This is a genomic window from Nocardioides aquaticus, assembly GCF_018459925.1.
In the GTDB taxonomy this organism is placed as follows: Bacteria; Actinomycetota; Actinomycetes; order Propionibacteriales; family Nocardioidaceae; genus Nocardioides; species Nocardioides aquaticus.
The window spans coordinates 4,034,361-4,056,493 of sequence record NZ_CP075371.1; the positions used below are offsets into that span (position 1 = coordinate 4,034,361).

Here is a 22,133-nt window from a genome sequence, read left to right on the forward strand (position 1 = left end):
AGCGGGTTTACTCCCGCGCGGCTTCAACCCCCGGGCCCCGCCGTGCGTTCGGATGGGTGTGACCACGCAGCGGACGACCCGGACCCCGGAGGCGGTGGTGAGCCGTGAGGGAGCAGGGACGTGAGTCCTTCGAGCAGTGGGCCCGCACCCGCCAGCAGGCGCTGGTGCGCACGGCGTACCTCGTCACCGGCGACTTCCACCGCGCCGAGGACCTCGTGCAGGAGGCCCTCGTCACCGTGGCGACACGGTGGGACGTCCTGCGCGACGGCAACCCGGACGCCTGGGTCCGCACGGTCGTCTACCGCGGCAACGTCTCGTGGTGGCGCAAGCACCGCCGCGAGGTGACCCGGGCCGAGACGCCGGAGCGCCCGGGGACCGGCGGCGCCCGTACGCCGGACGCGCAGGCCTCGGCCATGGTCCGCGGCGGGCTCGCCGAGGCGCTCCTGCTGCTGACGCAGAAGCAGCGTGCAGTGCTGCTGCTGCGCTTCGCGGAGGACCTGTCGGTGGCCGAGGCCGCCGACGTGCTCGGCGTCAGCACCGGCACCGTGAAGAAGCAGACCTCGGTCGCGCTGGCGCGACTGCGCGAGGTCGCCCCCGAGCTGCGCGACCTGCTGGAGGAGGTTCGATGAACGAGCGACTGGACCTGACCGCCCTGCGCGACGGGGTCGACCTGCCGCCGACGCAGGTCGCCGAGGGCGCCTGGGAGCGCGGGCGACGACGGGTACGCCGCCGCCGGGCCGCCGGCGCGGTCGGCGTGGCCGCCCTCGTGGTGGCCGTGGCGGTGGTGCCGACGCTGGTCGGGCCGTCGGGGGACGGGTCCCTCCAACCGGCCGGGACGCTCGCGCGGACCGACGTGGTCGTGGTCGACGTGCCTCTCGACGCCGGCCTGGTGGACGACGACCTGATCACCGACCTCGACCGCGTCGTCGAGGAGGCGACCGTGCTCGAGCCCGGCACCGTGGCGCTCGCGGACGAGCCGGTCGACCGGGCCCTGCTCGCGGTGCAGGTGGGCCGGGGCGTCTCGGTGCTCGCCGCCGACGGCGACTACCGGTCGGTCGAGGCGCCGGGCGCCGGCCTGCAGCCGTCGTCGCTGGACCCGACCGGGGAGCGGCTCGTGCTGACCGAGCCGGACGCCGTGGTCGTGACCGACCTCGCGACCGCGACCACCTCGCGGGTGGAGCTGCCCGCGGTCGGGATGGTCGGGGTCGACGTGGTGCTCGGCGGGTGGGCCGACGAGACCTCCCTCCTGGTGGGCGACGGCGGTCGGTCGTGGATGGTCGACGTGACCACGGGGTCGGTCACCGAGAGCGCCCTGCCCGGGGAGACGACCTTCGGGCCCTCGGGCCCGGTCCAGTGGGTCGACGACGTCGTGGCCACCGAGGAGCGCCGTCTCGACGTCGGGATCGGTGTCCTGGGCGGGTACGGCCCGGTCGCCGGCCGGACCTGGGTGGCCAGCTCGGCCGTCGTCGCGGCTCACCTGGCCCGGGGCGGACCGACCCCGGGGACGGCGGCTGAGCGGCGCCGCGACGGGCTGGCCTTCGGCGTGGCCGTCGTGGACGTCCGGACCGGTGAGCCGCGGTCGTTCCTCCCGGCCTCCTACGAGGGCGGCGCCGACCCGAGCCGGGACGGCGGCCTCGACCTGGTCGATCCGATCGCGCGCGAGGACGACGTGGTCCTCCTCAGCGCCGACTACCGCGGCACCCCCGTCGTGCTGCGCTGGGACTGGCGGGCGGGCACCGTCACCGGGGTCGTCCGCCTGCTGACGCCCCGGCCCGCGACCGCGTTCTCGTGGGGGGCCGGCTGGGACGAGGCCTCGGGCACGATGACCCCGTGACCGCACCCCCCGTCGTACGCCTCTCCCCCGACGGCAGCGAGCTCGAGAACCTGCTGCCGCCCGCGGTGCGCCTGCTCGGCGTCAGCGGGTCGCCCGGCGCCGGCAAGTCGACCCTCGCCGCGGCGCTGGCGACGCGGCTCGGTGGGCGGGTGGTGCCGATGGACGGGTTCCACTACGCCGACGTCGAGCTGCGCCGCCGCGGCCTGCTGGCGCGCAAGGGGGCGCCGGAGACCTTCGACGCCGAGGGGTACGCCGCCCTGCTCGGCCGCGTCCGGGCGCGTCGGGCCGGCGAGGCGCCGGTGGTCGCGCCGTCCTTCGAGCGCGACCTCGAGCAGCCGCTCGCCGGGGCGGTCGCGGTGCCGGACGAGGCGCGCCAGGAGACCGGGATGGTGGTCACCGAGGGCAACTACCTGCTGCTCGACGAGCCCCGCTGGGCCGCCGTACGGACCGGGCTCGACGCGGTCTGGCACGTGGTCGTGGACGAGCCGCTGCGGCGGGCGAGGCTGCTGGCGCGGCACGAGGCGTACGGGAAGTCGGCGGCCGACGCGGCGGCCTGGGTGGCCGCGGTCGACGACCCCAACGCCGCCCTCGTCGAGGCGGTACGCGACCGGGCGGACCTGGTCCTCGACCTGACCGCGTGGAGTCCCGCCGGCAGGAGCGGTCTCTCCTGAACCGCCCCGGCCGGGACGAAGGACCCGTTAGGGTCGCCAGCGCCTGGACCGTCCGGGTGCCGCACCGCCCCGGAGGGACCGCGCCGTGACCGTCCTCCTCGTGCTCGGCGGCCTCGGCCTCGCGCTGATCCTCCTCTCGCTGGTCCTCGGCGACGTGCTCGACGGCGCCCTCGACGCCCTGGCCGGCGACGTGTTCTCGACCGCCGTGATCGGCGCGTTCGTGTCCGCCTTCGGCTTCGGCGGCGCGATCGCCGAGGGCGTCGGGCTGCCGCTGCCGCTCAGCCTGGGCGTGGGCGCCGGCGCCGGCGTGCTCTTCGGCTGGATCGCGGTCTGGCTGACCCGGCTGGTCAAGGACGGCGGCAGCGACGGCACCCCGACCGCCGACGACCTGGTCGGGCGCGACGGCACCGTGACCAGCGCGATCCCCGCCGACGGCTTCGGCTCGGTGCGCGTCCTGCTCGGCGGCCACGTGGTGCGGGTCAACGCCCGCGCCGCGGCCCCCTCGAGGCCGGCACCGCGGTGCACGTGACCTCGATCCTGTCCCCCACCGCCGTCACGGTGGCCCCCACCTGGGGCGACCTGCCTGCCCCCGACGCCCCCCGACCCCTGGACTGAACCCCGTGAACCTTGGAGACCCCGTGCTCATCGCCGTAGGCGGCCTCGTCGTCCTGCTCGTCCTGCTCGTCCTGCTGGTCACCAGCCGCTACAAGGTGGCCGGGCCGAACCAGGCGTACATCGTCACCGGCCGCAAGGGCAAGGCCGTGCTCAACCCAGAGACCGGGGCGCTGACCACCGACCTGTCGGGGCAGAAGGTGATCCTCGGCGGCGGCACGTTCGTCATCCCGTTCGTGCAGAAGCTGGCCACGCTGGACCTCTCCAGCCGCCGGATCTCGGTGCAGATCCGCGGCGCGGTGTCCGGGCAGGGCATCAAGCTCAACGTCGAGGGCGTCGCGATCGTCAAGGTCGGCGGCAACGCCGACCAGATCCGGCTGGCCGCCCAGCGGTTCCTCTCGCAGCAGGCCGAGGTCGAGGCCTTCACCCAGGAGGTCCTCGCCGGTGCGCTCCGCTCGATCGTCGGCGGGCTGACCGTCGAGCAGATCATCCGCGATCGCGCGGCCTTCGCCCAGCGCGTGGCCGACGAGTCCGAGAACTCGCTGACCGGCCAGGGCCTGATCCTGGACACCTTCCAGATCCAGGACGTCACCGACGACGGCTCCTACCTCGCCGACCTCGGTCGCCCCGAGGCCGCCCGGATCGGGCAGACCGCCTCCATCGCCGAGGCGAACGCCCGGCAGGCCGCCGAGCAGGCCCGGATCGTGGCCGAGGAGCAGATCGCGGTCTCCCAGCGGGCGCTGGCGCTGAAGCAGGCCGAGATCAAGGCCGAGACCGACGCGGCCTCCGCCCAGGCCGCCGCCGCCGGGCCGCTGGCCCAGGCCGACCGCGACCAGGCGATCCTCACCGAGCAGGAGAAGGTCGCCGTGCGCCAGGCCGCGCTGACCGAGCGCAAGCTGGAGACCGAGGTCCGCAAGCCCGCCGACGCCGACCGCTACCGCGTCGAGCAGGACGCCGAGGCCAAGCGCTCCGCCGAGATCGCCGCCGCCGACGCCCGCAAGGCCTCCACCATCGCCGCGGCCGAGGCCAAGGCTCAGGAGGCGCGGCTCTCCGGTGAGGCCGAGAAGGCCCGTCGTGCCGCCCTGGCCGAGGCCGAGGCCATCGAGGGCGCCAAGCGCGGTGAGGCCGAGAAGGCCCGGCGTACGGCGGAGGCCGACGCGACCCGCGCCGAGGGCGAGGCCCAGGCGGCCTCCACGCTGGCCGTCGGCCAGGCCGAGGCCGAGGCCATGGACAAGCGCGCCGAGGCGTTCGCGAACTACAACGACGCGGCCGTGCTGCAGATGCTGATCGAGGTCCTCCCGCAGATCGCCCGCGAGGTCGCGGCGCCGATCTCGGCCATCGACCAGCTCACGATCGTCTCCACCGACGGCGCCGGCGCCCTGCCCAAGCAGGTCACCAGCAACGTGGTCGAGACGCTGAACATGCTCAAGACCTCGACCGGGCTCGACCTCGAGGCGCTGATCGCCAAGTCGGTCGGCCAGGCCGCCGAGGGCGTCGGCCTCCAGGTCGCGCCGGCCACGCCCGCGGCGCCGCGCGGCGACGCCTGAGGGCCCGACCCGGGGACTATCCCCGGCGCTGCGCGGCGTACCGCGCGGGGGTCACCCCGGTGACGGCGCGGAAGTCGCGGGTCAGGTGAGCCTGGTCGGCGTACCCGAGGTCGGCGGCGACCTCGGCCAGGGACACGGCCGAGGTCGCCGCGAGACGCCCGGCGACCTCCTGCAGCCGGCGTCGCTGCACCAGCCACTTCGGGTTCAGCCCGACCCGGCGGGCGGTCAGCCGCTGCAGTGCGCGCTCGCCCAGCCCGAAGGCCTCGCACACCTGGCCCACCCGCAGCACGGTGGGGTCGGTCTCGACGTGCTCCACCACGGCGTTCACCAGCCGCCCCTCGTCGTCGACCGGCGGCAGCGACCGGAGCGCGTCGTCCATCGCGGCCAGGGCCGCCTGCTGCCGACCCGCGTCCGCCGGGTCCCCGCCCAGCGCCGCGCGCACCGCCCCGACCAGCGCGGTCCCCGGCAGGCCCGGCACGTCCTCGAGCGGCACCACCCGGTCGGTGATCGTCGAGACGGCGTCACCGAGGACCATCGACCCGGCCGCGGGCTGCAGCATCACCCCGCAGGCCCAGCCCGACCCGCTCAGCTCCTGCACCGAGAGTCCGGTCGCGGGGCCGTAGAAGCGGGCGTAGTCCGCGGCGACGACCACCAGGCAGACGGGGTAGCGCAGCACCCGCTGCACCGTCACCTGGCCGGGCGGCAGCGACCAGACCGGCAGCCAGTAACGGCGCGCGACCCCGGCCAGGTCCGCGGACGGCTCGAACCGGTGCACCGGTGGGCTCCAGCCGCGGGCGTCGCGCAGGTGCGCCCGCTCGACGTCGTCCGCCCCCTCCCGCTCCGCCACCGTCGGATTCTTGCAAGACCGCCCCCGCCCCGTCCGGGACGCTGGCCGCATGCACCCCGCCCTCGCGCAGCACCTCGCCGACGCCGATCGCTTCAGCACGACCGTCACCGCGGTCGACCGGGCCGCGGCCTGGTCCTCCCCCAGCCCGTGCGAGGACTGGGACGCCGCCGCGGTCCTCGACCACGTGGTCGACACCCAACGCGACTTCCTGGCGCAGCGTGGGGTCGACACCGGCCCCCGACCGACCGGCGGCCCGGCCGCCGTCTGGGGCGAGCACCAGGAGCTCGTACGCCGGGTGGCCGCCGACGACGACCTCGTCGGGGCCCCCTACGACGGGTACTTCGGGCCGACCACCCTGGCGGACACGCTGCGCGACTTCTACGGCTTCGACCTGCTGGTCCACCGCTGGGACCTCGGCCGGGCCGCCGGGCTCGACGTCACCTGGGACGACCGCCAGGCCGACGCGGTCGAGGTGGCGTTGGACGGGTTCGGAGACTCGCTGTACATGGACGGCATCTGCCGCCCGGCGGTCGAGCCTCCGGCGGGCGCCTCGCGACAGGCCCGGCTGCTGGCCAGGACGGGCCGTCAGGCCTGACCCGCGCCTCCGTCGGAACGCTGGCTGCCCGCCGCGTCGATCCCCAGCCGTACGCCGTGGCCGACGACGCCGACCAGCACCAGCGCGACACCGGCGAGCCCGACGGCCCAGGAGGCCACCGCCAGCAGCACCGCCACCGCCACCGGCTCCGCGTCACCGGTCGCATCACCGCTGCCGGCGACGGCGAGCGCGACCCCGCGCACCACGAGCGCGACCACCAGCAGGACGACGCCGGTGGCGACGCGGTTCGCGATCTCCCGACGCGCCGCGACCCGGACCGTGTCGCGGTCCGGCGACGGCGCCGCCGCGGCCGGGAAGTCGGGGTCGGCGACCTGGTCGGCGCCGCACCGCGGGCACACGAACATCCCGTCCCGGACGTCGTGCTCGTTCACGCAGGTCCACATTCGAGGTCTCCTGGGGTGCGCTCGCCGGGTCGGTTACTTCGGGGGCATCCGGATCCCGCCGTCCACCCGGACGACCTCGCCGTTCATGTAGGGGTTGGTCAGGCACTCCATCACCATCGAGGCCAGCTCGTCAGGCACGCCGAGCCGCTTGGGGAACAGCACCGACTCGCCGAGCTTGGCCTTGAACGCCTCGGCGTCCTCGCCCTCGCCGTAGATCGGGGTGTCGATCAGGCCCGGGGCGACGGTGTTGAGGCGGATCCCGACCGCCGCCAGGTCGCGCGCGACCGGGAGGGTCATCCCGACCACGCCGCCCTTGGAGGAGGAGTACGCCGCCTGCCCGATCTGGCCGTCGAAGGCCGCCACGCTGGCCACGTTGACGATCGCGCCGCGGCAGCCGTCGGCGTCGGCGTCGCTGTGGCTCATGGCGGTCGCGGCCTGGCGGACCACGTCGAAGGTGCCGATCAGGTTGATCGCGACGACCTTGGTGAACGCCTCCAGCGAGTGCGCCGACTCCGGGGTGCCGTCGCGGCCGACGGTGCGCTGGGCCCAGCCGATGCCGGCGGAGTTGACCACCGCGCGGAGCGGGGCGATCTCGGAGGCCGCGCGCACGGCGGCGGCGATCTGCTCGGTGTCGGTGACGTCGACCTGGGCGAAGACGCCCCCGATCTCGGCGGCCAGCGCCTCGCCCTTGTCGGCCTGCAGGTCGGCCACCACGACGGTGGCGCCGCGGGCGGCGAGCTGGCGGGCGGCGGCGGCACCGATGCCGGAGGCCGCGCCGGTGACGAGGGCGACAGATCCGTTCAAGTCCATGGCGGGCAGCCTAGGACCCCCTGACCTAGAGCGTGGTCGTGCCCCGCGCGAGCACGACCGCCGGCCCGGTCATCCGGACCCGGCCGTCCACCACCGCGATCGACAGCGTCCCGCCCGGCACGTCCACCCGGTACGCCGTGCCCTCCGGCGCGCCGTCGGCCGCGGCCGCCGCGGCCATCACCGCGCAGGCGCCGGTGCCGCAGGAGCGGGTCTCCCCCGAGCCGCGCTCGTGCACCCGGAGCGCCACGTGGTGCGGACCGCGTCGTACGACGAGCTCGACGTTGACGCCGGCGGGGTAGACGGCTGCGTCGTAGGCGGGCGCGGCCAGCGGCTGGCCGGGGCCCGACAGGCCGTCGAGGTCCTCGCCGTCGGCGAGGAAGGCGACCGCGTGGGGGTTGCCGACGTCGACGTGGGTGGCGGGCCAGGTACGCCCGTCGAGCGAGACCTCGGTGGTGCCGAGCAGGCGCGCCAGGCCCATGTCGACGGTCAGCCGGCCGTCGTCCTCGACAGTCACGGTCTTGACCCCGTCGCGGGTGCCGACCGCGATCGGGGCGGCAGGGTCGACCAGGCCCTCCTGGACCAGGTGCAGGGCGAAGACGCGGACCCCGTTGCCGCACATCTCGCTGACAGAGCCGTCGGCGTTGCGGTAGTCCATGAACCAGGTGCCGTCCTCGGGCCGCGTGGAGCGCACCACGCGCAGCACGCCGTCGCCGCCGATCCCGGCCCGGCGGTGGCACAGCGCGCGTACCCGGGTCTGCCACGCGTCCTCGTCGAGGCCGCCGTGGACGGTGCCGTCGTGGTCGGGCAGCAGCACGAAGTCGTTCTCGGTGCCGTGGCCCTTGAGGAACGGGTAGGGCGCGCTCACGAGTAGAGCCCCTCGGCGTAGGACGGGCCGTAGTACGCGTCGAGCTCCTCGAGGGTCCGCTCGTCGGGCTCCAGGGAGTGCGCGAGGACGGCCCGGCGCGGGACGCGACCCTCCGGGTCCCAGCTCGTCGGGTCCCACAGGCCGGAGCGCAGGAACGCCTTCGAGCAGTGGAAGAAGACGTCCTCCACCGCGACCTCGACCGCCAGGAGGGGACGGTGCCCGCGCACCTCCAGGTCGTCGAACCAAGGGGCGTCGCTGACCAACCGGGCGCGGCCGTTGACGCGCAGGGTGTCGCCGCGGCCGGGGATGACGAAGAGCAGCCCGACGTACGGGTTCTCCAGCACGTTGCGGTAGCCGTCGACGCGACGGTTGCCGGGCCGCTCGGCGATCGCCACGGTGCGGTCGTCCACGACGTGCGTGAGCCAGCCGGCGGGGTCGCCCTTGGGTGAGGCGTCGCAACGGCCGTCGGCGTCGGCGGTGGCCAGCACGCAGAACGGGGACGCGGCAAGCCAGTCGCGGTCGACGTCGGTCAGCGCGTCGCGGCCCTTGTCCCGGGCCCGTGCGGTCGGCTCGCCGACCAGGGCCACGAGGTCCTCGAGGGTGTCGACGGTGCGGGTGCTCACGGGCCCACGCTAGCCGCGGCGACAGCCTGCAGCGCCACCGAGAGACGGTCGGGGTCGTCGTGGTCCACCCAGGTGATCCGGGGGTCCTTGCGCCACCACCCCAGCTGGCGGCGCGCGAAGCGCCGGGTCGCGACGACCGTGCGCTCGACGGCATCGGCGCGGGTCAGCTCGCCGGCGAGGTGGGCGGCGGCCTCGGGGTAGCCGATCGCGCGGGAGGCGGTCAGGCCCTGCGCCAGCCCCTGGTCGAGCAGCCGGCGCACCTCGTCGAGCAACCCTGCGTCGTACATCTGCTCCACCCGGCGGGCGATCCTGGCGTCGAGGACGGGGCGGTCGATCGCGAGGCCGACCTGGACGGTGGCCGGGTCGACGTACGTCATCGCCGGCAGGGTGGCGGTGTAGGAGCGGCCGGTCAGCTCGCCGACCTCGAGCGCGCGGACGACGCGGCGACCGTTGGCCGGCTCGATCGTGGCTGCGGCCGCGGGGTCGAGGTCGGCCAGCTCGGCGTGCAGCGCGGGGGCGCCCACCTCGTCGAGGCGCTGCTCCCAGCGCGCGCGGACGGCGGGGTCCGTGCCGGGGAACTCGAACCGGTCGAGCACCGCGCGCGTGTAGAGCGCCGAGCCGCCCACCAGCACCGGCACCGCACCGCGGGCGCGCACCTCGGCGATCGTGCGCCGGGCGAGCACCTGGAACGCGGCGACGTTGGCGGGCTCGGTGACGTCGAGCAGGTCGAGCAGGTGGTGGGGCACCCCGCGCCGCTCGTCGGGGGCCAGCGTGGCCGTGCCGACGTCCATCCCGCGGTAGAGCTGCATCGCGTCGGTGTTGACCACCTCGCCGCCCAGCCGCTCGGCCAGGTCGAGGGACAGACCGGTCTTGCCGGCCGCGGTCGGGCCCACCACGGCGACGATCGGGGGAGGGCCATGTCGGTAGTCTGGCAAGCGTCGACCCCGATCACGGGGTCGCAGCCACCAGGAGGACCGATGAGCTTTCTCGACGATGCGAAGAAGAAGCTGACCAGGGCCGTCGACCAGCACGGCGACAAGATCTCCCAGGGGATCGACAAGGCCGCCGCGGCCGCCGACAAGCGCACCGGTGGCAAGCACGGCGACAAGATCGGCAAGGCGAGCGTCAGGGCCAAGGAGGCCCTGGAGAAGCTCGACGGCAAGAACGACGACTTCCGCGGCCCCGGCTCGACCGGCCCCGACGGCCCCACGGGCCCGACCGGCCCGACCGGCCCCACGGGTCCCCGCCCGTGAGCGGCAACGCCTCGACCAGCGACCCCACCATCGAGCCGGAGGACGGCACCAGCACCACGCCGGCCACCGAGGCCGACGACGCGGCGCCCGACCCGGCCGCGATGGGCACCCCGCCCGGCGAGCACTCCAGCGAGCTGCCCGGCGACAACGACGGCGACCCCGCGGAGGCGCCCGACCAGGAGGCCAACGCCGAGGAGTCCGAGCAGGGCCAGCCCTCCCAGTGACCACGACCCACGGCCGCTTCGTGGTCGTGCCGGCCGCCTACGTCTTCCTGCTGCGCGACGTCGCGGGCGGCACCGAGGTGCTCCTGCAGCTGCGCCGCGGCACCGGGTTCATGGACGGGCACTGGGCCGCCGCGGCGGCCGGTCACGTCGAGCGCGGCGAGACCGCCGACGGTGCGGCGCGCCGCGAGGCCCGGGAGGAGATCGGCGTCGAGGTCGGCGAGCTGACCTTCGTCACCGCCATGCAGCGCACCCGGGGCGGGGAGCCGATCGACGAGCGGGTCGACTTCTTCTTCTCCACCCGCGAGTGGCGCGGCGAGCCGTCGCTGCAGGAGCCGGACAAGTCGGCCGGGTTGCGCTGGTGTGCGCTCGCCGAGCTCGACGACCTGCCCGACCCCGTGGTGCCGCACGAGCGGCACGTCCTCGCTAGCCTGCACGCGGGCGCTGTCGCGCCCTACACGACCTTCGGGTTCAGCCCCGATCTTCTCGAGGAGGACGTATGAACAGCCAGGACCCCGGCCCCAAGCCCGAGCCCGAGGCCGAGTCCGGCGAGGTCAACCCCGGCGGCGCCGACGCGGTGCACTCCTCCAGCGCCGACGGCGTGGAGCGCGTCGACGCCGTGCCCGCCGACCTCGACCCCTCGCTCAACCCCGCGGTCGACGACGCCCTGCCCGACGAGATGCGCCAGGGCGAGGACACCGACACCAAGGCGACCCGCGAGGACGAGGACGCCGACGACGTCGACCCCGAGGACGAAGCCCCCGTCTGACGTCGACGAAAGAACGTACACAAGCACCGGATCGGGCCGCTTACGTCCACGTTTCCGCAGGTCACGCTATCTGCGAAGTCCCTTGTGTACGTTCTTTCGTCGTGTCCACCAGGATCCGGCGGACCCAGGCCTGGTCGCCCATGACGTGCTCGTAGGCGAATCGCAGGACGGTCCACCCGGCCGCCACCATCTCGTCGTAGCGCCGGCAGTCGAACGCTAGGGCCGATCGATCCCCGTGCCAGGTGAACGAGTCCGCCTCGAGGACGATCCGGGCGTCCAGGTCGACCAGGTCCGGGCGCCCCAGGAAGACCCCGCCCCACCAGAGCGGGCGCTGCGGCACGACCTGCAGGCCGGGCACGTCGAGCGCGATCGCCCGCAGCACCGACTCGAAGGGGTTGGCGGCCCGGTGGTCCGCGACGGACACCACGCGCCTGGCCTCGGGCGCGCCGATGCCACGGAGGCCGTCGGCCAGGACGCGCAGGCGCCGCGGACCGACCCCGGCTCGCAACGCCGAGTCGGCGACAGCGAGGGCCTCGTCGAACGGCAGGCCGCGAAGGCAGTCGGTCAGGGTCCGGTCCGGCGACGTCACCCGGCTACCACCGACGACACGGACGTCGTCAGGACCGAGCACGGCACGGTGGATCGTTGCGGTGCGCTCCTGCGCGGGGGTCAGCCGCCGGTTGCGCATGACGGTGACATCCGGCCTTGCAGGCAGGTGCTTGACCGCCCACCCGTGGTGGACGGCCGCCTGCCGGAACGACAGGACACCGGTCAAGGCGTGGGCGACCTGACGCGCCCCCTCGACAGCCGGCAGCGCGAAACGGCCCCGGGCGATCTGACGCAGCCGCGCGTCGGCGAGCGCCGAGTCCAGGTCGGCCCGCGTCACCACGGCCTCCAGCTGGGCGCGGGTCGCCACGCCCCCGAGCTCGGCCAGCACCTCCACGACGTCCACGCGCCCAGCATCGACCACCGCGCGCCCGGCCCGCCGGCGTCGTCCACAGGTGTGGCGCCCGCACCCCGGTCCGCCCGTAGGGTCGGCGGATGAGCGATGCGAAGACGGGTCAGCCGGGCGAGGACGAGCTCGTCGCCTCCAACCCCAACGCCACCGGGCCGGACGGTGCCGCAGGTGACATGGGGGTGAGCAGCGAGCGGGAGGGTGCGACCGGCCCGGGCCAGCACGGCACCGACGGCATGCTCGACACGAGCCCGTCACCGGGCGCCCCGGACGAGGAGACGCCGCGGGAGCAGTCCGCCGGCGAGCACGACGACCTCAACCCGGAGGCGCCGATCCCCCCGGTCGCGGGGTACAACTCGCGCGACCCGCGCTCGGACGAGACCCCGTACGAGCCCGGCCCCTCCTACGAGCGCTGAACCGGGTCAGCCGCAGGCGGGAGCCGGCGGCAGCGGGGCCGGCACGCCCACGGCCGGCATCCCCAGCCCCACCCCGGCCGCGGGGCCGGGCCTGCCCTGGCGCGCGTCCCACGCGTCGCCGGAGCGGGTGCGGCGGAGCGCCAGGACCGGCCCGTCGGCCACGAGGTGGTGCGGCGCGGCGTAGGTGACCTCCACCGTCACGACGTCACCGGGACGCGGTCGCTCGCCCTCGGGCAGCGCGAAGTGCACCAGCCGGTTGTCCGGGCCGCGACCCGACAGCCGTGCGGTGGCGGCGTCCTTGCGCCCCTCCCCCTCGCTGACGAGCAGCTCGACGCGGCGACCGACCAGCCGCTGGTTCTCCTCCCAGGCGATCCGGTTCACCTCGGCGGCGAGGCGCTCGTACCGGTCCTTGACGACCTCCGGCGGCACCTGGTCGGCCATGGTCGCGGCGGGCGTGCCCGGCCGCGGGGAGTACTGGAAGGTGAACGCGCCGGCGAACCGCGCCTCGCGCACGACCTCGAGCGTCTCGAGGAAGTCCTCCTCGGTCTCGCCGGGGAAGCCCACGATGATGTCGGTGGTGATCGCCGCGTCCGGCATGGCCGCGCGGACGCGCTCGATGATCCCGAGGAACTTCGAGCGGCGGTAGGACCGGCGCATCGCCTTGAGCACCCGGTCCGAGCCGGACTGCAGCGGCATGTGCAGCTGCGGCATCACCGTCGGCGTCTCGGCCATCGCCTCGATCACGTCGTCGGTGAACTCCGCCGGGTGCGGCGAGGTGAACCGCACCCGCTCGAGGCCCTCGACCTGCCCGCAGGCGCGCAGCAGCTTCGAGAACGCCTGCCGGTCGCCGAACTCCACGCCGTACGCGTTCACGTTCTGCCCCAGCAGCGTCACCTCGGTGACACCCTCGGCGACCAGCGCCTCGACCTCGGCCAGGATCTCGCCGGGGCGGCGGTCCTTCTCCTTGCCGCGCAGCGCCGGGACGATGCAGAACGTGCAGGTGTTGTTGCACCCGACGGACACCGAGACCCAGGCGGCGTACGCCGAGTCGCGCTTGGTCGGCAGCGTCGAGGGGAAGACGTCGAGCGACTCCAGGATCTCGACCTGCGCCTCCTCGGCGACCCGGGCCCGCTCCAGCAGCACCGGCAGCGAGCCGATGTTGTGGGTGCCGAAGACGACGTCGACGTAGGGCGCGCGGGCCGTGATCGTGTCGCGGTCCTTCTGCGCCAGGCAGCCGCCGACGGCGATCTGCATCCCCGGCCGGGCGGCCTTGACCGGCGCCAGGTGGGAGAGGTTGCCGTACAGCTTGTTGTCGGCGTTCTCCCGCACCGCGCAGGTGTTGAAGACGACCACGTCGGCCTGCTCGCCGCGCGGGGCGGCGGCGTACCCGGCCTGCTCGAGCAGCCCGGTGAGCCGCTCGGAGTCGTGGACGTTCATCTGGCACCCGTAGGTCTTGACCTCGTAGGTGCGGGGGGACGGAGGGTGGGGAGCGAGCGCAGCGAGCGTCTCGAAACCGGGAGCAGCAGTCATGGCGCTGTCCAGGGTACGGCCGGCCCGCCGCGGCCGTGCCATCGTGCTGGCATGACCGAGCCCGCCGTCGACGAGGACGACGACCCGGTCCGCTGGATCGGGCTCCGCCCCGACGCCTACGCCGGGCCGTTCCGCGAGAAGGACGGCGTCCTGGGCGACGACGTCGACGACCTCCACCGGTGGACGGGGATCTCGCGCGAGCTCTACGACGAGGTCATGGCGTGGAACGAGGCGCACGCCTGCCTGCGCGGCGCGCCGAGCGAGGCCTGGCGCGACCGCCACCACGACTGGCAGCAGCGGTTGCTGTCCCGAATGCGGGAGGAGGTCCACCCCGGCATCGAGGTCCAGGCGCCGCAGGCGGAGCGGCCGACGGAGGTCTCCTTGACCGGGCTGCGTCCGGAGGACGTCCGGGGCCGGCGCGTGCTCGACGCCCTGGGCGCGCCCCTGGCCGGCCGGGTGGTGGCGTGGGTCGAGCGGGGCGTCCTGCTCTGGGACGCCGACCGGACCGACGACGTCGCGGTCCACGACTGGGAGGACGCCGGGGCGGCCCTGGCGCGGGAGGTGCAGGAGGCACTGGGACCGGGGTACGAGGTCGTCGCCCGCTGATCAGCAGCCGCCGACCGTGTCCTGGTCGAGGTCGGAGGCGCGCGACTGCCTGGGGCGGGTGGGCGACGGCTGCAGCTCGCCGGCGTCGTAGACCGCGAACCGGTCCCCCGGTCCCAGGGTGGCCACGGTGCGCTTCACCTCGGCGAGGTTGTCGTCCGCGCTGCCCCAGTTCACCGACGCCATCTCGTCCCACTCGGCGGCCGTCACGAGGAGCCCCTCGTTCACGAGGACCCGCCTCGACCGTCGTCGTCCGGGGGCAGCACCGCCCGGCGTACGACCCGCCGGGCCATCACGACCCCGACCGCGACCGGGACCAGCAGCCACGTGCCCGGCTGCGACCAGGCGTCCGCGTCGACCAGCCGGGCCACGACGAGCAGGACGACCACCAGTGCGAGGGCGACCAACAGGTCCCGGGCGATCCCCGGGGCGGGCACCTCAGAACCCGCCGAAGGCGGTGCCGAGCGCGATCACGGTGACCAGCGCGACCACCGGGATCGCCACGGCGACCACGAAGATGTCCTTGTAGGACTGGCGGTGCGTGAGCCCGCAGATGGCCAGCACCGTGATCACCGCGCCGTTGTGCGGCAGGGCGTCGAAGCCGCCGGCGGCGAGCACGGTGACGCGGTGCATCAGCTCCAGGCTGATGCCCTGGTCCTCGGCCAGCCCGCGGAACTGCTCGCCGAGGGCCTGCAGCGCGATGCTCATGCCGCCCGAGGCGGACCCGGTGATGCCGGCGAGCACGTTGACCGAGACCGCCAGCGAGACGACCGGGTTGTTGGAGATGCCGAGCACCGCGTCGCGGACGATCCGGAAGGCCGGCAGGGCGGCGATGACGGCGCCGTACCCGACCTCGGAGGCGGTGTTGAAGATCGGCAGGAACGAGGCGAAGCTGCCCTCGTTGAGGCTCGCGCGCAGGTCGGCCAACCGGGTCCAGTTCAGCGCGATGACGAGCAGGCAGGCCACCACGAGGGCGACCACGATCGCCCAGATGCCGCCGACCGTCTCGAGGTCGGTGGCGCCGTAGGCGTCCTCGGCCAGGTAGGAGGTGTTCATCGCCGGAAACACCAGGCGCACCAGCAGCAGGTTGACCGCGATCACCACGACGATCGGCAGGAAGGCCAGCAGGGCCGAGGGCCGCGGGCGGGTGTCGGTGGCGGCCGTCCCGGCCTCCACCTTCGTCGCGGTGCCGCCGGCGGCGGCAGCCGCCTTCTCGGCCTTGGCGGTGTCCCCGGCGTCGAGGTAGCCCTCCCCCGCAGCCTGCAGCTTCTTCGAGCGGTGCGAGAGCCACCATGTGCCGCCGCCGAACATGATGAGCGCGGCGATGATGCCCAGGCCGGGGGCGGCGAAGGCGTCGGTGCCGAAGAACGGCGCCGGGATCGCGTTCTGGATCTGCGGGGTGCCGGGCAGCGCGGTCATCGTGAAGGTGAACGAGCCCAGCGCGATCGAGGCCGGGATCAGCCGCTTGGGCACGCCGGCCTCGCGGAACATCGCCGCCGCGATCGGGAAGACGGCGAAGGCGACCACGAACAGCGACACCCCGCCGTACGTGAGGACCGCGCAGGCGAGGACGACGGCGAGGATCGCGCGGCTGCCGCCGAGCTTGTCGACGATGAAGTACGCGATCGCGCGTGCGGAGCCCGAGTCGTCCATCAGCTTGCCGAAGATCGCTCCGAGCAGGAACAGCGGGAAGTAGGTGATCACGTAGCCGCCGAGGGCGGGCATGAACACCTGCGTGTAGGTGGCGAGGAGGGGCACGCCGCCGGCGAAGACGGTCGCGAGCAGCGCCATCAGCGGCGCCAGGATGATCACGTTGACGCCGCGGTAGGCGAACACGATCAGCAGCGCCAGGGACAGGACGATCCCGATCAGACCGATCACGGGGGCTCCTCAGAGGGGCAGGGGCAGGACCCGCCGCACCCTAGAGCACCGTCGCCCCTGGGGGTGGTCCGGTCACAGCCGGGTCACGACTACGCCACCCGGGTCCTCCGACATGGCCCCAGGTCCCCCAGGATGGCTAGGGTTCGCCGCATGACCGTGCAGCAGGACCGCGAGATCAACGCCGCGACCGGACAGCCCCTCGTCGTGCTGGAGAAGGTCAACAAGCACTTCGGCGCGCTGCACGTGCTCCAGGACATCGACCTGTCGATCAAGCGCGGCGAGGTCGTCGTCGTGATCGGCCCGTCCGGTTCGGGCAAGTCGACGCTGTGCCGGGCGATCAACCGCCTCGAGACCATCGACGACGGCTCGATCACCCTCGACGGCCAGCCGCTGCCGGCGGAGGGCAAGGCGCTGGCCAACCTGCGCGCCGAGGTCGGCATGGTCTTCCAGAGCTTCAACCTGTTCGCCCACAAGACGATCCTCGAGAACGTCACGCTCGGCCCGATCAAGGTCCGGGGCGTCAAGAAGGCCGACGCCGACAAGCGCGCGATGGAGCTGCTCGAGCGGGTCGGCATCGCCCACCAGGCCGAGAAGTACCCCGCCCAGCTCTCCGGCGGCCAGCAGCAGCGCGTCGCGATCGCCCGCGCGCTCGCGATGGACCCCAAGGTGATGCTCTTCGACGAGCCGACCTCGGCGCTGGACCCCGAGATGATCAAGGAGGTCCTCGACGTCATGGTCGAGCTCGCCGAGCAGGGCATGACGATGGTCGTGGTCACCCACGAGATGGGCTTCGCCCGCACGGCCGCGCACCGCGTCGTCTTCATGGACGCCGGCGCGATCGCCGAGGAGAACACCCCCCACGAGTTCTTCACCAACCCGCGCACGGAGCGGGCCCAGGACTTCCTGGGCAAGATCCTCAAGCACTGACCCAGCACCGCCGCACCACCCGTCCCACCCCGTCCCACCCCGTGACCCAAGGAGAACGCCCCATGCGCATCCACCGACTCAAGCTCGCGGCCGTGGCCGTCGGCCTCTCGACCGCCCTGGCCGCCTGCGGTGACGCCGGCGGGGACACCGCCGGCGGGGACACCCCCGACGTGGAGGTCCAGGAGGACGCCGCCTCGCAGTTCGAGGAGGGCACCCGGATGGCCGAGCTCGCCGAGGCCGGTGAGATCACCATCGGCGTGAAGTACGACCAGCCCGGGCTGGGCTTCAAGGACGCCTCCTCCGACGTCCCGACCGGCTTCGACGTCGAGGTCGCCAAGCTGCTCGCCGCCGACCTCGGCATCGACCCCGAGTCGGACTCGGTGACCTGGGAGGAGACCATCTCCGACAACCGCGAGCCCTACCTCCAGGAGGGCCGCGTCGACCTGGTGCTCGCCTCCTACTCGATCACCGACGAGCGTCGCCAGGTCGTCGGCCAGACCGGCCCCTACTTCCTCACCGGTCAGCAGGTGCTGGTCCCCGCGGACAGCGACGTGGAGAGCATCGAGGACCTGAGGGGCGAGGACGTCTGCTCGGTCACGGGCTCGACCTCGCTGACCAACGTCGAGGACGCGGGCGCCAACGGCGTGCCGGCCGAGACCTACAGCCAGTGCGCGGAGGACGTCGTCAACGGCACCGTGCCGGCGATGTCCACCGACGGCTCGATCCTGCTCGGCCTGGCCGCGCAGTACGACGGCGAGCTCAAGGTCGTCGGGGACGAGTTCTCGGAGGAGCGGATCGGTGTCGGGTACCCGCAGGAGTACCCCGAGATGTGCGAGTGGATCAACGAGACGCTGACCGAGGCCTACGACAGCGGGGCCTGGGGCGAGGCCTTCGAGGCCACCCTGGGTGGCGACGGCGTCGAGACGCCCGAGCCGCCGGCCCTCGACGAGTGCCAGGCCTGACACACCTCCACCGCGCGCGGCCGGGACGCACCTGCGTCCCGGCCGTCGCGTGCCCCGACCGACCACGGAAGGCATGGCCGTGAACGCCGTCCTCGAGAACTCCGACCTGGTGCTGGTCGCGTTCGGCTACACCCTGCTGCTGTTCGTGCTGGCCGGGATCGGGTCGCTCCTGCTCGGCAGCCTCCTCGCCGCACTGCGGGTCGGCCCGGTGTCGATCATGCGGCGGTCGGTCTCGGTGTACGTCACCCTGATCCGCAACACGCCGCTGCTCGTGATCCTGATCTTCTTCCGCATCGCCGGACCCAAGGTCGGGCTGCGCTTCGACTTCGTCGACGTCACCATCGGCGAGATCAACCTCAACGCCGTCTTCACCGCGTGCCTGGTCGGCCTGACGGTCTACACCTCGGCCTTCGTCTGCGAGGCCCTGCGCTCCGGCATCAACGCCGTGCCCGTGGGCCAGGCCGAGGCCGCCCGCGCGATCGGCCTCACGTTCGGCGGCGCGATGGGCCAGGTGATCCTGCCCCAGGCCTTCCGCGCCTCGCTCCCGCCGCTGACCAGCGTGCAGATCGCGCTGCTGAAGAACACCACGGTCGCCGGCGCGGTGGGGGTCTTCGAGGCCTTCGCCCGGATGCGCAGCCTGACCAACGACTACACCACGCAGACCTACGGGATCTTCCTGGCGTTCGCGGTCATCTTCGTGGTCCTCGTTGAGATCGTCTCGTTCCTCTCGCTCCGGCTCGAACGCCGTTGGAAGGTGGCTCGATGAGCTCCCAGTCCGTCCTCTTCGACGCTCCCGGGCCCCGGACGGTCGCCCGGCACCGCGTCTACTCCGTGGTCACCGTGGTCGCGCTCGTCGCGCTCCTCGGCCTGGTCGTCTGGCGACTGGCGGTCACCGGGCAGCTGGAGTACCGGCTCTGGGAGCCGTTCGTCACGCCGCGCTACATCGAGGCGCTGCTCGTCGACGGCGTCCTGACCACGCTCTCGATGGCCGGCGCGGCCGTGCTGGGCGCGGTGGTCTTCGGCCTGGTGTTCGGTCTCGGCAAGATCTCCCACCGCCGCTGGATCAGCGGCCCGAGCTTCGTCGTCGTCGAGTTCTTCCGAGCCGTGCCCGTCCTGCTGCTGATGATCGCGGTCTTCTTCAGCTGGGGCATCACGCGCGGTGACTCCGGGGCGTACTGGTCGGTCGTCGTCGCGCTCACCGCCTACAACGGCGCCGTCCTGGCCGAGGTCTTCCGCGCCGGCATCGCCGCGGTGCCGAAGGGACAGGGCGAGGCCGCCTTCGCGGTCGGCATGAGCCGGACCCAGGTCACCTGGATCATCCTGCTGCCGCAGGCGGTGAAGATCATGCTCCCCGCGCTGATCAGCCAGTGCGTGGTCGCTGTCAAGGACACCAGCCTCGGGTACGCCGTGGCCGCCCCCGGCCTGACCACGATCGGCCGCGGGATCTACCAGGGGTTCCAGAACCAGGTGCCGACCGTCATCGTCCTCGCGGGGCTCTACATCCTGATCAACCTGGCGCTGACCGTCCTGGCCACCTGGGTCCAGCGGAAGTTCGTCGGGGAGAACAACCCGATCGCGCTGCAGACCGTCGACAGCGGCCGGGCCGTCTGAGACCTCAGCGTCGCGGCGTCACCCACAACCGGATGACGCCCTCGACCACGACCGTCCCGTCGTCACGCACCCCGCGGACCCGTACGGGCACGTCGGGGTCGTCGCCGGTCCACTGCGCCCGGTCGGTCTCGGCGACGCACGTGATGTCGCTGGTGGCCTTGGCGGTGTAGGCCACGTCCATCCCCTTCGGGATCCAGCGCTTGTCGGCCGGGATCGACACCTCGGCGAGCGCGCCCATCGCCGCCTCGAGGCCGTTGCACAGCGCGATCGCGTGCACGGTGCCGAGGTGGTTCTGCACCGCGCGGCGCTTGGGCACGACCAGCTCGGCGTGATCGGGGCGCAGCACGGTGAAGCGGGGGCGGACGGTGCGGAAGTACGGCGCCTTCTGCGCGAAGCCGAAGGAGAACGCGCGGCGGCCGAGGCTCGCGCCGACGACCGGGAGGCTGGTGGCGCGCTGCCACAGGGTGAGGACCTGGCTCATGCCACCCGACATTACCGACCGGTAACCGCGGCCCGCGGCTCAGGCCAGCGAGAGGACGAGCTTCTCGATCTCGGCGAGGCGCTCGTCGTCCATCTCGTCGCCCTCGGCCAGGCTGCGGCGCAGGTCGAGGGCGACCAGCGCGAACCCGGCCCGGTCGAGCGCGCCACCGACGGCCTTGAGCTGCTGGACCACGGACTCGAGGTCCCGGCCGTCCTCGACCATCCGCAGGACGCCGGCGAGCTGGCCCTGGGCGCGCTTGATCCGGTTCACGACCGGGCGCAGCTCGAGCGGCGTCGGAGTGCGCAGCGGGTCGCTGCCTCCCGGGTCACCGGGCCCCGGGTCGTCGGGGACGGGGTCGAGCGACATGGGGGCCTCCGGAGGACGTGCCGCACCCGAGCGGGGCGCGCTCACCGGTCAACGACGGACACCCCCGGGGGTTCCACGGCTCCGGTGGTGGTCTGGACCGGGTCAGGCCGGGTCGGCGGCCAGCAGCTCGACGCGGTTCCCGTGGGCGTCGCGCGCGTGCAGGCGCAGGTAGCCCGGGAACGTCGCCCGCTCCCGGTCGTCCACCTCGAAACCGAGCCCGCGGAGCCGCTCGCCGGTCGCCTCCAGCGCCCCCTCGTCGTCGAGCAGCAGGGCCGGGTGCGCCCGCCGGGGCGGCGCGCAGGGGTCCTCGACGCCCACGTGCACCTCGGCGACGACGCGCCCGTCGGCGGCGGGACCGTCGTACGCCCGGAACCAGACGCCGCCGCGACCGGCCAGCGGCGCCGGCTTGGCGACCTCGGTCATCCCCAGGCCCTCGACCCAGAACCGGCGGGCGTCGTCCTCGCCGCCGGTGGGGCAGCCGACCTGGACGTGGTGCAGCCGCACGCTCACAGCTCGGCCCCGACGTGCGCCACGGCGAAGACGCGGCGGAACGGCATCAGCACGACCGGCTCGCCGTCGGGCCCGGGCACCGGCGGGTACGCCTGCGCGAGCCGCCGGCCCAGCTCGGCGCTGAACCGCTCCCGCAGGTCGGGCGGGAGCGCCTCGAGCGTGGGGCGGGCGCCGGTCGCGCTGACCCAGGTCAGGACGGGGTCCGGCCCGCGCAGCACGTGCACGTAGGTGGTCTCCCAGGCGTCGACCTCGCAGCCGAGCGCGGTCAGGGCGGTGAGGTAGGTGGTGGCGTCGTGCGCCTCGGGCCGGGCGGCGCCGGCGGTGAACATCGCGTACGCCGCCTCCGCCGCGAGCTCCTCGCGCAGCACGTGGCTCGGCTGGTCGAAGTTCCCCGGCACCTGCATCGCCAGGAAGCCGCCCGGCCGCACCTGCGCCACCAGGTGACCGAGCAGGTCGAGGTGGCCCGGCACCCACTGCAGCGCGGCGTTGCTGACGACCACGTCGACCGGCGCCGGGGGGGACCAGGCGCGCACGTCGCCGACCTCGTAGTCGACCGGGCCGTCGGGCTGGTCGGCCCGGGCGCGCTCGACCATGGCCTCGCTGGAGTCCAGGCCGACCACGTGCGCGTCGGGCCAGCGCTGGGCCAGCAGAGCGGTGAGGTTGCCGGGCCCGCAGCCCAGGTCGACGACCTCGCGCGGCTGCTCGTGACCGACCCGCGAGACCAGCTCCACGAAGGGCCGGCCGCGCTCGTCGGCGTAGGTCAGGTAGCGGTCGGGGTCCCAGGTGTGGAGAGGCACGTCACCCACCCTGCGACCGATATGTCTTGATGTCAAGATTCTC

31 protein-coding genes are annotated in these 22,133 nt (G+C 73.9%); 16 read left to right on the forward strand and 15 right to left on the reverse strand.

Translation table 11 applies throughout. The features are described from left to right. Positions 1-104 precede the first annotated feature (104 nt). The 5 genes from ENKNEFLB_RS19585 (at position 105) to ENKNEFLB_RS19605 (ending at position 4,664) form a co-directional block, all read left to right on the forward strand. Positions 105-629 carry a SigE family RNA polymerase sigma factor gene (locus ENKNEFLB_RS19585; RefSeq protein WP_214056902.1) on the forward strand — a complete coding sequence of 175 codons (525 nt, stop codon included), beginning with the start codon at positions 105-107 and terminating at the stop codon, positions 627-629. Continuing rightward, positions 626-1,834 carry a hypothetical protein gene (locus tag ENKNEFLB_RS19590; protein WP_214056903.1) on the forward strand — a complete coding sequence of 403 codons (1,209 nt, stop codon included), beginning with the start codon at positions 626-628 and terminating at the stop codon, positions 1,832-1,834. The genes ENKNEFLB_RS19585 and ENKNEFLB_RS19590 overlap by 4 nt, the downstream gene beginning before the upstream one ends. Then, the gene (locus ENKNEFLB_RS19595; protein WP_246535676.1) at positions 1,831-2,505 is read left to right on the forward strand and encodes a nucleoside/nucleotide kinase family protein; all 675 of its coding nucleotides are present in this window, start codon (positions 1,831-1,833) and stop codon (positions 2,503-2,505) included. The genes ENKNEFLB_RS19590 and ENKNEFLB_RS19595 overlap by 4 nt, the downstream gene beginning before the upstream one ends. Before the next feature lie 85 nt (positions 2,506-2,590). Continuing rightward, on the forward strand, positions 2,591-3,034 hold the full coding sequence (locus ENKNEFLB_RS19600; protein ID WP_214056904.1) for a hypothetical protein: 444 nt from the start codon (positions 2,591-2,593) through the stop codon (positions 3,032-3,034). A gap of 109 nt (positions 3,035-3,143) precedes the next feature. Then, positions 3,144-4,664, forward strand: coding sequence for a flotillin family protein (locus ENKNEFLB_RS19605; RefSeq protein WP_246535677.1), 1,521 nt, complete (start codon positions 3,144-3,146; stop codon positions 4,662-4,664). A gap of 16 nt (positions 4,665-4,680) precedes the next feature. Here the strand turns inward: ENKNEFLB_RS19605 and ENKNEFLB_RS19610 are convergent, their stop codons facing one another. Then, the gene (locus tag ENKNEFLB_RS19610) at positions 4,681-5,511 is read right to left on the reverse strand and encodes a helix-turn-helix domain-containing protein (RefSeq protein WP_246535678.1); all 831 of its coding nucleotides are present in this window, start codon (positions 5,509-5,511) and stop codon (positions 4,681-4,683) included. Between the two features lie 49 nt (positions 5,512-5,560). On the opposite strand from ENKNEFLB_RS19610, the gene ENKNEFLB_RS19615 reads away from it, so the two are divergent. Continuing rightward, a complete protein-coding gene (locus ENKNEFLB_RS19615; protein ID WP_214056906.1) occupies positions 5,561-6,106 on the forward strand; it encodes a maleylpyruvate isomerase family mycothiol-dependent enzyme in 546 nt (181 codons plus the stop codon). On the opposite strand, the gene ENKNEFLB_RS19620 is transcribed toward ENKNEFLB_RS19615, so the two are convergent. The 5 genes from ENKNEFLB_RS19620 to miaA are packed head-to-tail and all read right to left on the reverse strand — an operon-like array spanning position 6,097 to position 9,701. Next, the gene (locus ENKNEFLB_RS19620) at positions 6,097-6,498 is read right to left on the reverse strand and encodes a hypothetical protein (RefSeq protein WP_214056907.1); all 402 of its coding nucleotides are present in this window, start codon (positions 6,496-6,498) and stop codon (positions 6,097-6,099) included. The genes ENKNEFLB_RS19615 and ENKNEFLB_RS19620 overlap by 10 nt on opposite strands. Before the next feature lie 45 nt (positions 6,499-6,543). After that, complete coding sequence (locus ENKNEFLB_RS19625) at positions 6,544-7,320, reverse strand: SDR family NAD(P)-dependent oxidoreductase (RefSeq protein WP_214056908.1); 777 nt, start codon at positions 7,318-7,320, stop codon at positions 6,544-6,546. A gap of 25 nt (positions 7,321-7,345) precedes the next feature. Continuing rightward, the gene (dapF, locus tag ENKNEFLB_RS19630; RefSeq protein WP_214056909.1) at positions 7,346-8,185 is read right to left on the reverse strand and encodes a diaminopimelate epimerase; all 840 of its coding nucleotides are present in this window, start codon (positions 8,183-8,185) and stop codon (positions 7,346-7,348) included. Next, positions 8,182-8,808 (reverse strand): MSMEG_1061 family FMN-dependent PPOX-type flavoprotein, encoded by a 627-nt coding sequence (locus ENKNEFLB_RS19635; RefSeq protein ID WP_214056910.1) that lies wholly within the window; start codon positions 8,806-8,808, stop codon positions 8,182-8,184. Before ENKNEFLB_RS19635 ends, dapF begins: the two co-directional genes overlap by 4 nt. Continuing rightward, positions 8,805-9,701, reverse strand: a complete 897-nt coding sequence (gene miaA / locus ENKNEFLB_RS19640) for a tRNA (adenosine(37)-N6)-dimethylallyltransferase MiaA (RefSeq protein ID WP_214059608.1) — start codon at positions 9,699-9,701, stop codon at positions 8,805-8,807. The genes ENKNEFLB_RS19635 and miaA overlap by 4 nt, the downstream gene beginning before the upstream one ends. Before the next feature lie 84 nt (positions 9,702-9,785). On the opposite strand from miaA, the gene ENKNEFLB_RS19645 reads away from it, so the two are divergent. Genes ENKNEFLB_RS19645 through ENKNEFLB_RS19660 form a run of 4 tightly spaced genes read left to right on the forward strand, consistent with a single transcriptional unit; the run spans position 9,786 to position 11,051 of the window. Further along, positions 9,786-10,061 (forward strand): antitoxin, encoded by a 276-nt coding sequence (locus ENKNEFLB_RS19645; protein ID WP_214056911.1) that lies wholly within the window; start codon positions 9,786-9,788, stop codon positions 10,059-10,061. Beyond that, positions 10,058-10,285 carry a hypothetical protein gene (locus tag ENKNEFLB_RS19650; RefSeq protein ID WP_214056912.1) on the forward strand — a complete coding sequence of 76 codons (228 nt, stop codon included), beginning with the start codon at positions 10,058-10,060 and terminating at the stop codon, positions 10,283-10,285. Before ENKNEFLB_RS19645 ends, ENKNEFLB_RS19650 begins: the two co-directional genes overlap by 4 nt. Further along, positions 10,282-10,785: an NUDIX domain-containing protein gene (locus ENKNEFLB_RS19655; protein WP_214056913.1), complete on the forward strand. Its 504-nt coding sequence runs from the start codon at positions 10,282-10,284 to the stop codon at positions 10,783-10,785. The genes ENKNEFLB_RS19650 and ENKNEFLB_RS19655 overlap by 4 nt, the downstream gene beginning before the upstream one ends. Next, on the forward strand, positions 10,782-11,051 hold the full coding sequence (locus ENKNEFLB_RS19660; RefSeq protein WP_214056914.1) for a hypothetical protein: 270 nt from the start codon (positions 10,782-10,784) through the stop codon (positions 11,049-11,051). Before ENKNEFLB_RS19655 ends, ENKNEFLB_RS19660 begins: the two co-directional genes overlap by 4 nt. Before the next feature lie 61 nt (positions 11,052-11,112). Here the strand turns inward: ENKNEFLB_RS19660 and ENKNEFLB_RS19665 are convergent, their stop codons facing one another. Beyond that, positions 11,113-12,003: a hypothetical protein gene (locus ENKNEFLB_RS19665; protein ID WP_214056915.1), complete on the reverse strand. Its 891-nt coding sequence runs from the start codon at positions 12,001-12,003 to the stop codon at positions 11,113-11,115. 89 nt (positions 12,004-12,092) lie between these two features. On the opposite strand from ENKNEFLB_RS19665, the gene ENKNEFLB_RS19670 reads away from it, so the two are divergent. Continuing rightward, the gene (locus ENKNEFLB_RS19670; RefSeq protein ID WP_214056916.1) at positions 12,093-12,422 is read left to right on the forward strand and encodes a hypothetical protein; all 330 of its coding nucleotides are present in this window, start codon (positions 12,093-12,095) and stop codon (positions 12,420-12,422) included. 6 nt (positions 12,423-12,428) lie between these two features. On the opposite strand, the gene miaB is transcribed toward ENKNEFLB_RS19670, so the two are convergent. Further along, on the reverse strand, positions 12,429-13,952 hold the full coding sequence (gene miaB, locus ENKNEFLB_RS19675; RefSeq protein WP_214056917.1) for a tRNA (N6-isopentenyl adenosine(37)-C2)-methylthiotransferase MiaB: 1,524 nt from the start codon (positions 13,950-13,952) through the stop codon (positions 12,429-12,431). 51 nt (positions 13,953-14,003) lie between these two features. Between miaB and ENKNEFLB_RS19680 the strand changes: the two genes are divergently transcribed. Beyond that, complete coding sequence (locus ENKNEFLB_RS19680) at positions 14,004-14,558, forward strand: hypothetical protein (protein WP_214056918.1); 555 nt, start codon at positions 14,004-14,006, stop codon at positions 14,556-14,558. On the opposite strand, the gene ENKNEFLB_RS19685 is transcribed toward ENKNEFLB_RS19680, so the two are convergent. Genes ENKNEFLB_RS19685 through ENKNEFLB_RS19695 form a run of 3 tightly spaced genes read right to left on the reverse strand, consistent with a single transcriptional unit; the run spans position 14,559 to position 16,436 of the window. Further along, entirely contained in the window at positions 14,559-14,783 is a 225-nt protein-coding gene (locus ENKNEFLB_RS19685; protein WP_214056919.1) for a hypothetical protein, read from the reverse strand. Beyond that, positions 14,780-14,992: a hypothetical protein gene (locus ENKNEFLB_RS19690; protein WP_214056920.1), complete on the reverse strand. Its 213-nt coding sequence runs from the start codon at positions 14,990-14,992 to the stop codon at positions 14,780-14,782. The genes ENKNEFLB_RS19685 and ENKNEFLB_RS19690 overlap by 4 nt, the downstream gene beginning before the upstream one ends. A 1-nt stretch (position 14,993) precedes the next feature. Beyond that, positions 14,994-16,436, reverse strand: coding sequence for a GntP family permease (locus tag ENKNEFLB_RS19695; RefSeq protein WP_246535679.1), 1,443 nt, complete (start codon positions 16,434-16,436; stop codon positions 14,994-14,996). Between the two features lie 150 nt (positions 16,437-16,586). Here ENKNEFLB_RS19695 and ENKNEFLB_RS19700 point away from each other — a divergent pair, with 150 nt between their 5' ends. From ENKNEFLB_RS19700 to ENKNEFLB_RS19715, 4 genes are all read left to right on the forward strand, one after another. Then, positions 16,587-17,363, forward strand: a complete 777-nt coding sequence (locus ENKNEFLB_RS19700; RefSeq protein WP_214056921.1) for an amino acid ABC transporter ATP-binding protein — start codon at positions 16,587-16,589, stop codon at positions 17,361-17,363. A gap of 62 nt (positions 17,364-17,425) precedes the next feature. Next, positions 17,426-18,325: a glutamate ABC transporter substrate-binding protein gene (locus ENKNEFLB_RS19705; protein ID WP_214056922.1), complete on the forward strand. Its 900-nt coding sequence runs from the start codon at positions 17,426-17,428 to the stop codon at positions 18,323-18,325. Between the two features lie 73 nt (positions 18,326-18,398). Then, entirely contained in the window at positions 18,399-19,091 is a 693-nt protein-coding gene (locus tag ENKNEFLB_RS19710) for an amino acid ABC transporter permease (RefSeq protein ID WP_214056923.1), read from the forward strand. Then, entirely contained in the window at positions 19,088-19,936 is an 849-nt protein-coding gene (locus tag ENKNEFLB_RS19715) for an amino acid ABC transporter permease (protein WP_214056924.1), read from the forward strand. The genes ENKNEFLB_RS19710 and ENKNEFLB_RS19715 overlap by 4 nt, the downstream gene beginning before the upstream one ends. A gap of 4 nt (positions 19,937-19,940) precedes the next feature. On the opposite strand, the gene ENKNEFLB_RS19720 is transcribed toward ENKNEFLB_RS19715, so the two are convergent. From ENKNEFLB_RS19720 to ENKNEFLB_RS19735, 4 genes are all read right to left on the reverse strand, one after another. Next, positions 19,941-20,417 carry a hotdog fold domain-containing protein gene (locus tag ENKNEFLB_RS19720; protein WP_214056925.1) on the reverse strand — a complete coding sequence of 159 codons (477 nt, stop codon included), beginning with the start codon at positions 20,415-20,417 and terminating at the stop codon, positions 19,941-19,943. A gap of 39 nt (positions 20,418-20,456) precedes the next feature. Beyond that, on the reverse strand, positions 20,457-20,783 hold the full coding sequence (locus tag ENKNEFLB_RS19725) for a metal-sensitive transcriptional regulator (protein ID WP_214056926.1): 327 nt from the start codon (positions 20,781-20,783) through the stop codon (positions 20,457-20,459). Positions 20,784-20,885: 102 nt separating this feature from the next. Then, positions 20,886-21,293, reverse strand: coding sequence for a VOC family protein (locus ENKNEFLB_RS19730; RefSeq protein WP_246535680.1), 408 nt, complete (start codon positions 21,291-21,293; stop codon positions 20,886-20,888). Further along, positions 21,290-22,090, reverse strand: a complete 801-nt coding sequence (locus tag ENKNEFLB_RS19735) for a methyltransferase domain-containing protein (RefSeq protein WP_214056927.1) — start codon at positions 22,088-22,090, stop codon at positions 21,290-21,292. Before ENKNEFLB_RS19735 ends, ENKNEFLB_RS19730 begins: the two co-directional genes overlap by 4 nt. Positions 22,091-22,133 lie beyond the last annotated feature (43 nt).

Coding starts and splice junctions, on each gene's coding strand:
- ENKNEFLB_RS19590 (WP_214056903.1), top strand. CDS start 626: ATGAACGAGCGACTGGACCTGACCGCCCTGCGCGACGGGGTCGACCTG.
- ENKNEFLB_RS19615 (WP_214056906.1), top strand. CDS start 5,561: ATGCACCCCGCCCTCGCGCAGCACCTCGCCGACGCCGATCGCTTCAGC.
- ENKNEFLB_RS19625 (WP_214056908.1), bottom strand. CDS start 7,320: ATGGACTTGAACGGATCTGTCGCCCTCGTCACCGGCGCGGCCTCCGGC.
- ENKNEFLB_RS19645 (WP_214056911.1), top strand. CDS start 9,786: ATGAGCTTTCTCGACGATGCGAAGAAGAAGCTGACCAGGGCCGTCGAC.
- ENKNEFLB_RS19660 (WP_214056914.1), top strand. CDS start 10,782: ATGAACAGCCAGGACCCCGGCCCCAAGCCCGAGCCCGAGGCCGAGTCC.
- ENKNEFLB_RS19670 (WP_214056916.1), top strand. CDS start 12,093: ATGAGCGATGCGAAGACGGGTCAGCCGGGCGAGGACGAGCTCGTCGCC.
- miaB (WP_214056917.1), bottom strand. CDS start 13,952: ATGACTGCTGCTCCCGGTTTCGAGACGCTCGCTGCGCTCGCTCCCCAC.
- ENKNEFLB_RS19680 (WP_214056918.1), top strand. CDS start 14,004: ATGACCGAGCCCGCCGTCGACGAGGACGACGACCCGGTCCGCTGGATC.
- ENKNEFLB_RS19700 (WP_214056921.1), top strand. CDS start 16,587: ATGACCGTGCAGCAGGACCGCGAGATCAACGCCGCGACCGGACAGCCC.
- ENKNEFLB_RS19705 (WP_214056922.1), top strand. CDS start 17,426: ATGCGCATCCACCGACTCAAGCTCGCGGCCGTGGCCGTCGGCCTCTCG.
- ENKNEFLB_RS19710 (WP_214056923.1), top strand. CDS start 18,399: ATGGCCGTGAACGCCGTCCTCGAGAACTCCGACCTGGTGCTGGTCGCG.
- ENKNEFLB_RS19715 (WP_214056924.1), top strand. CDS start 19,088: ATGAGCTCCCAGTCCGTCCTCTTCGACGCTCCCGGGCCCCGGACGGTC.
- ENKNEFLB_RS19720 (WP_214056925.1), bottom strand. CDS start 20,417: ATGAGCCAGGTCCTCACCCTGTGGCAGCGCGCCACCAGCCTCCCGGTC.
- ENKNEFLB_RS19725 (WP_214056926.1), bottom strand. CDS start 20,783: ATGTCGCTCGACCCCGTCCCCGACGACCCGGGGCCCGGTGACCCGGGA.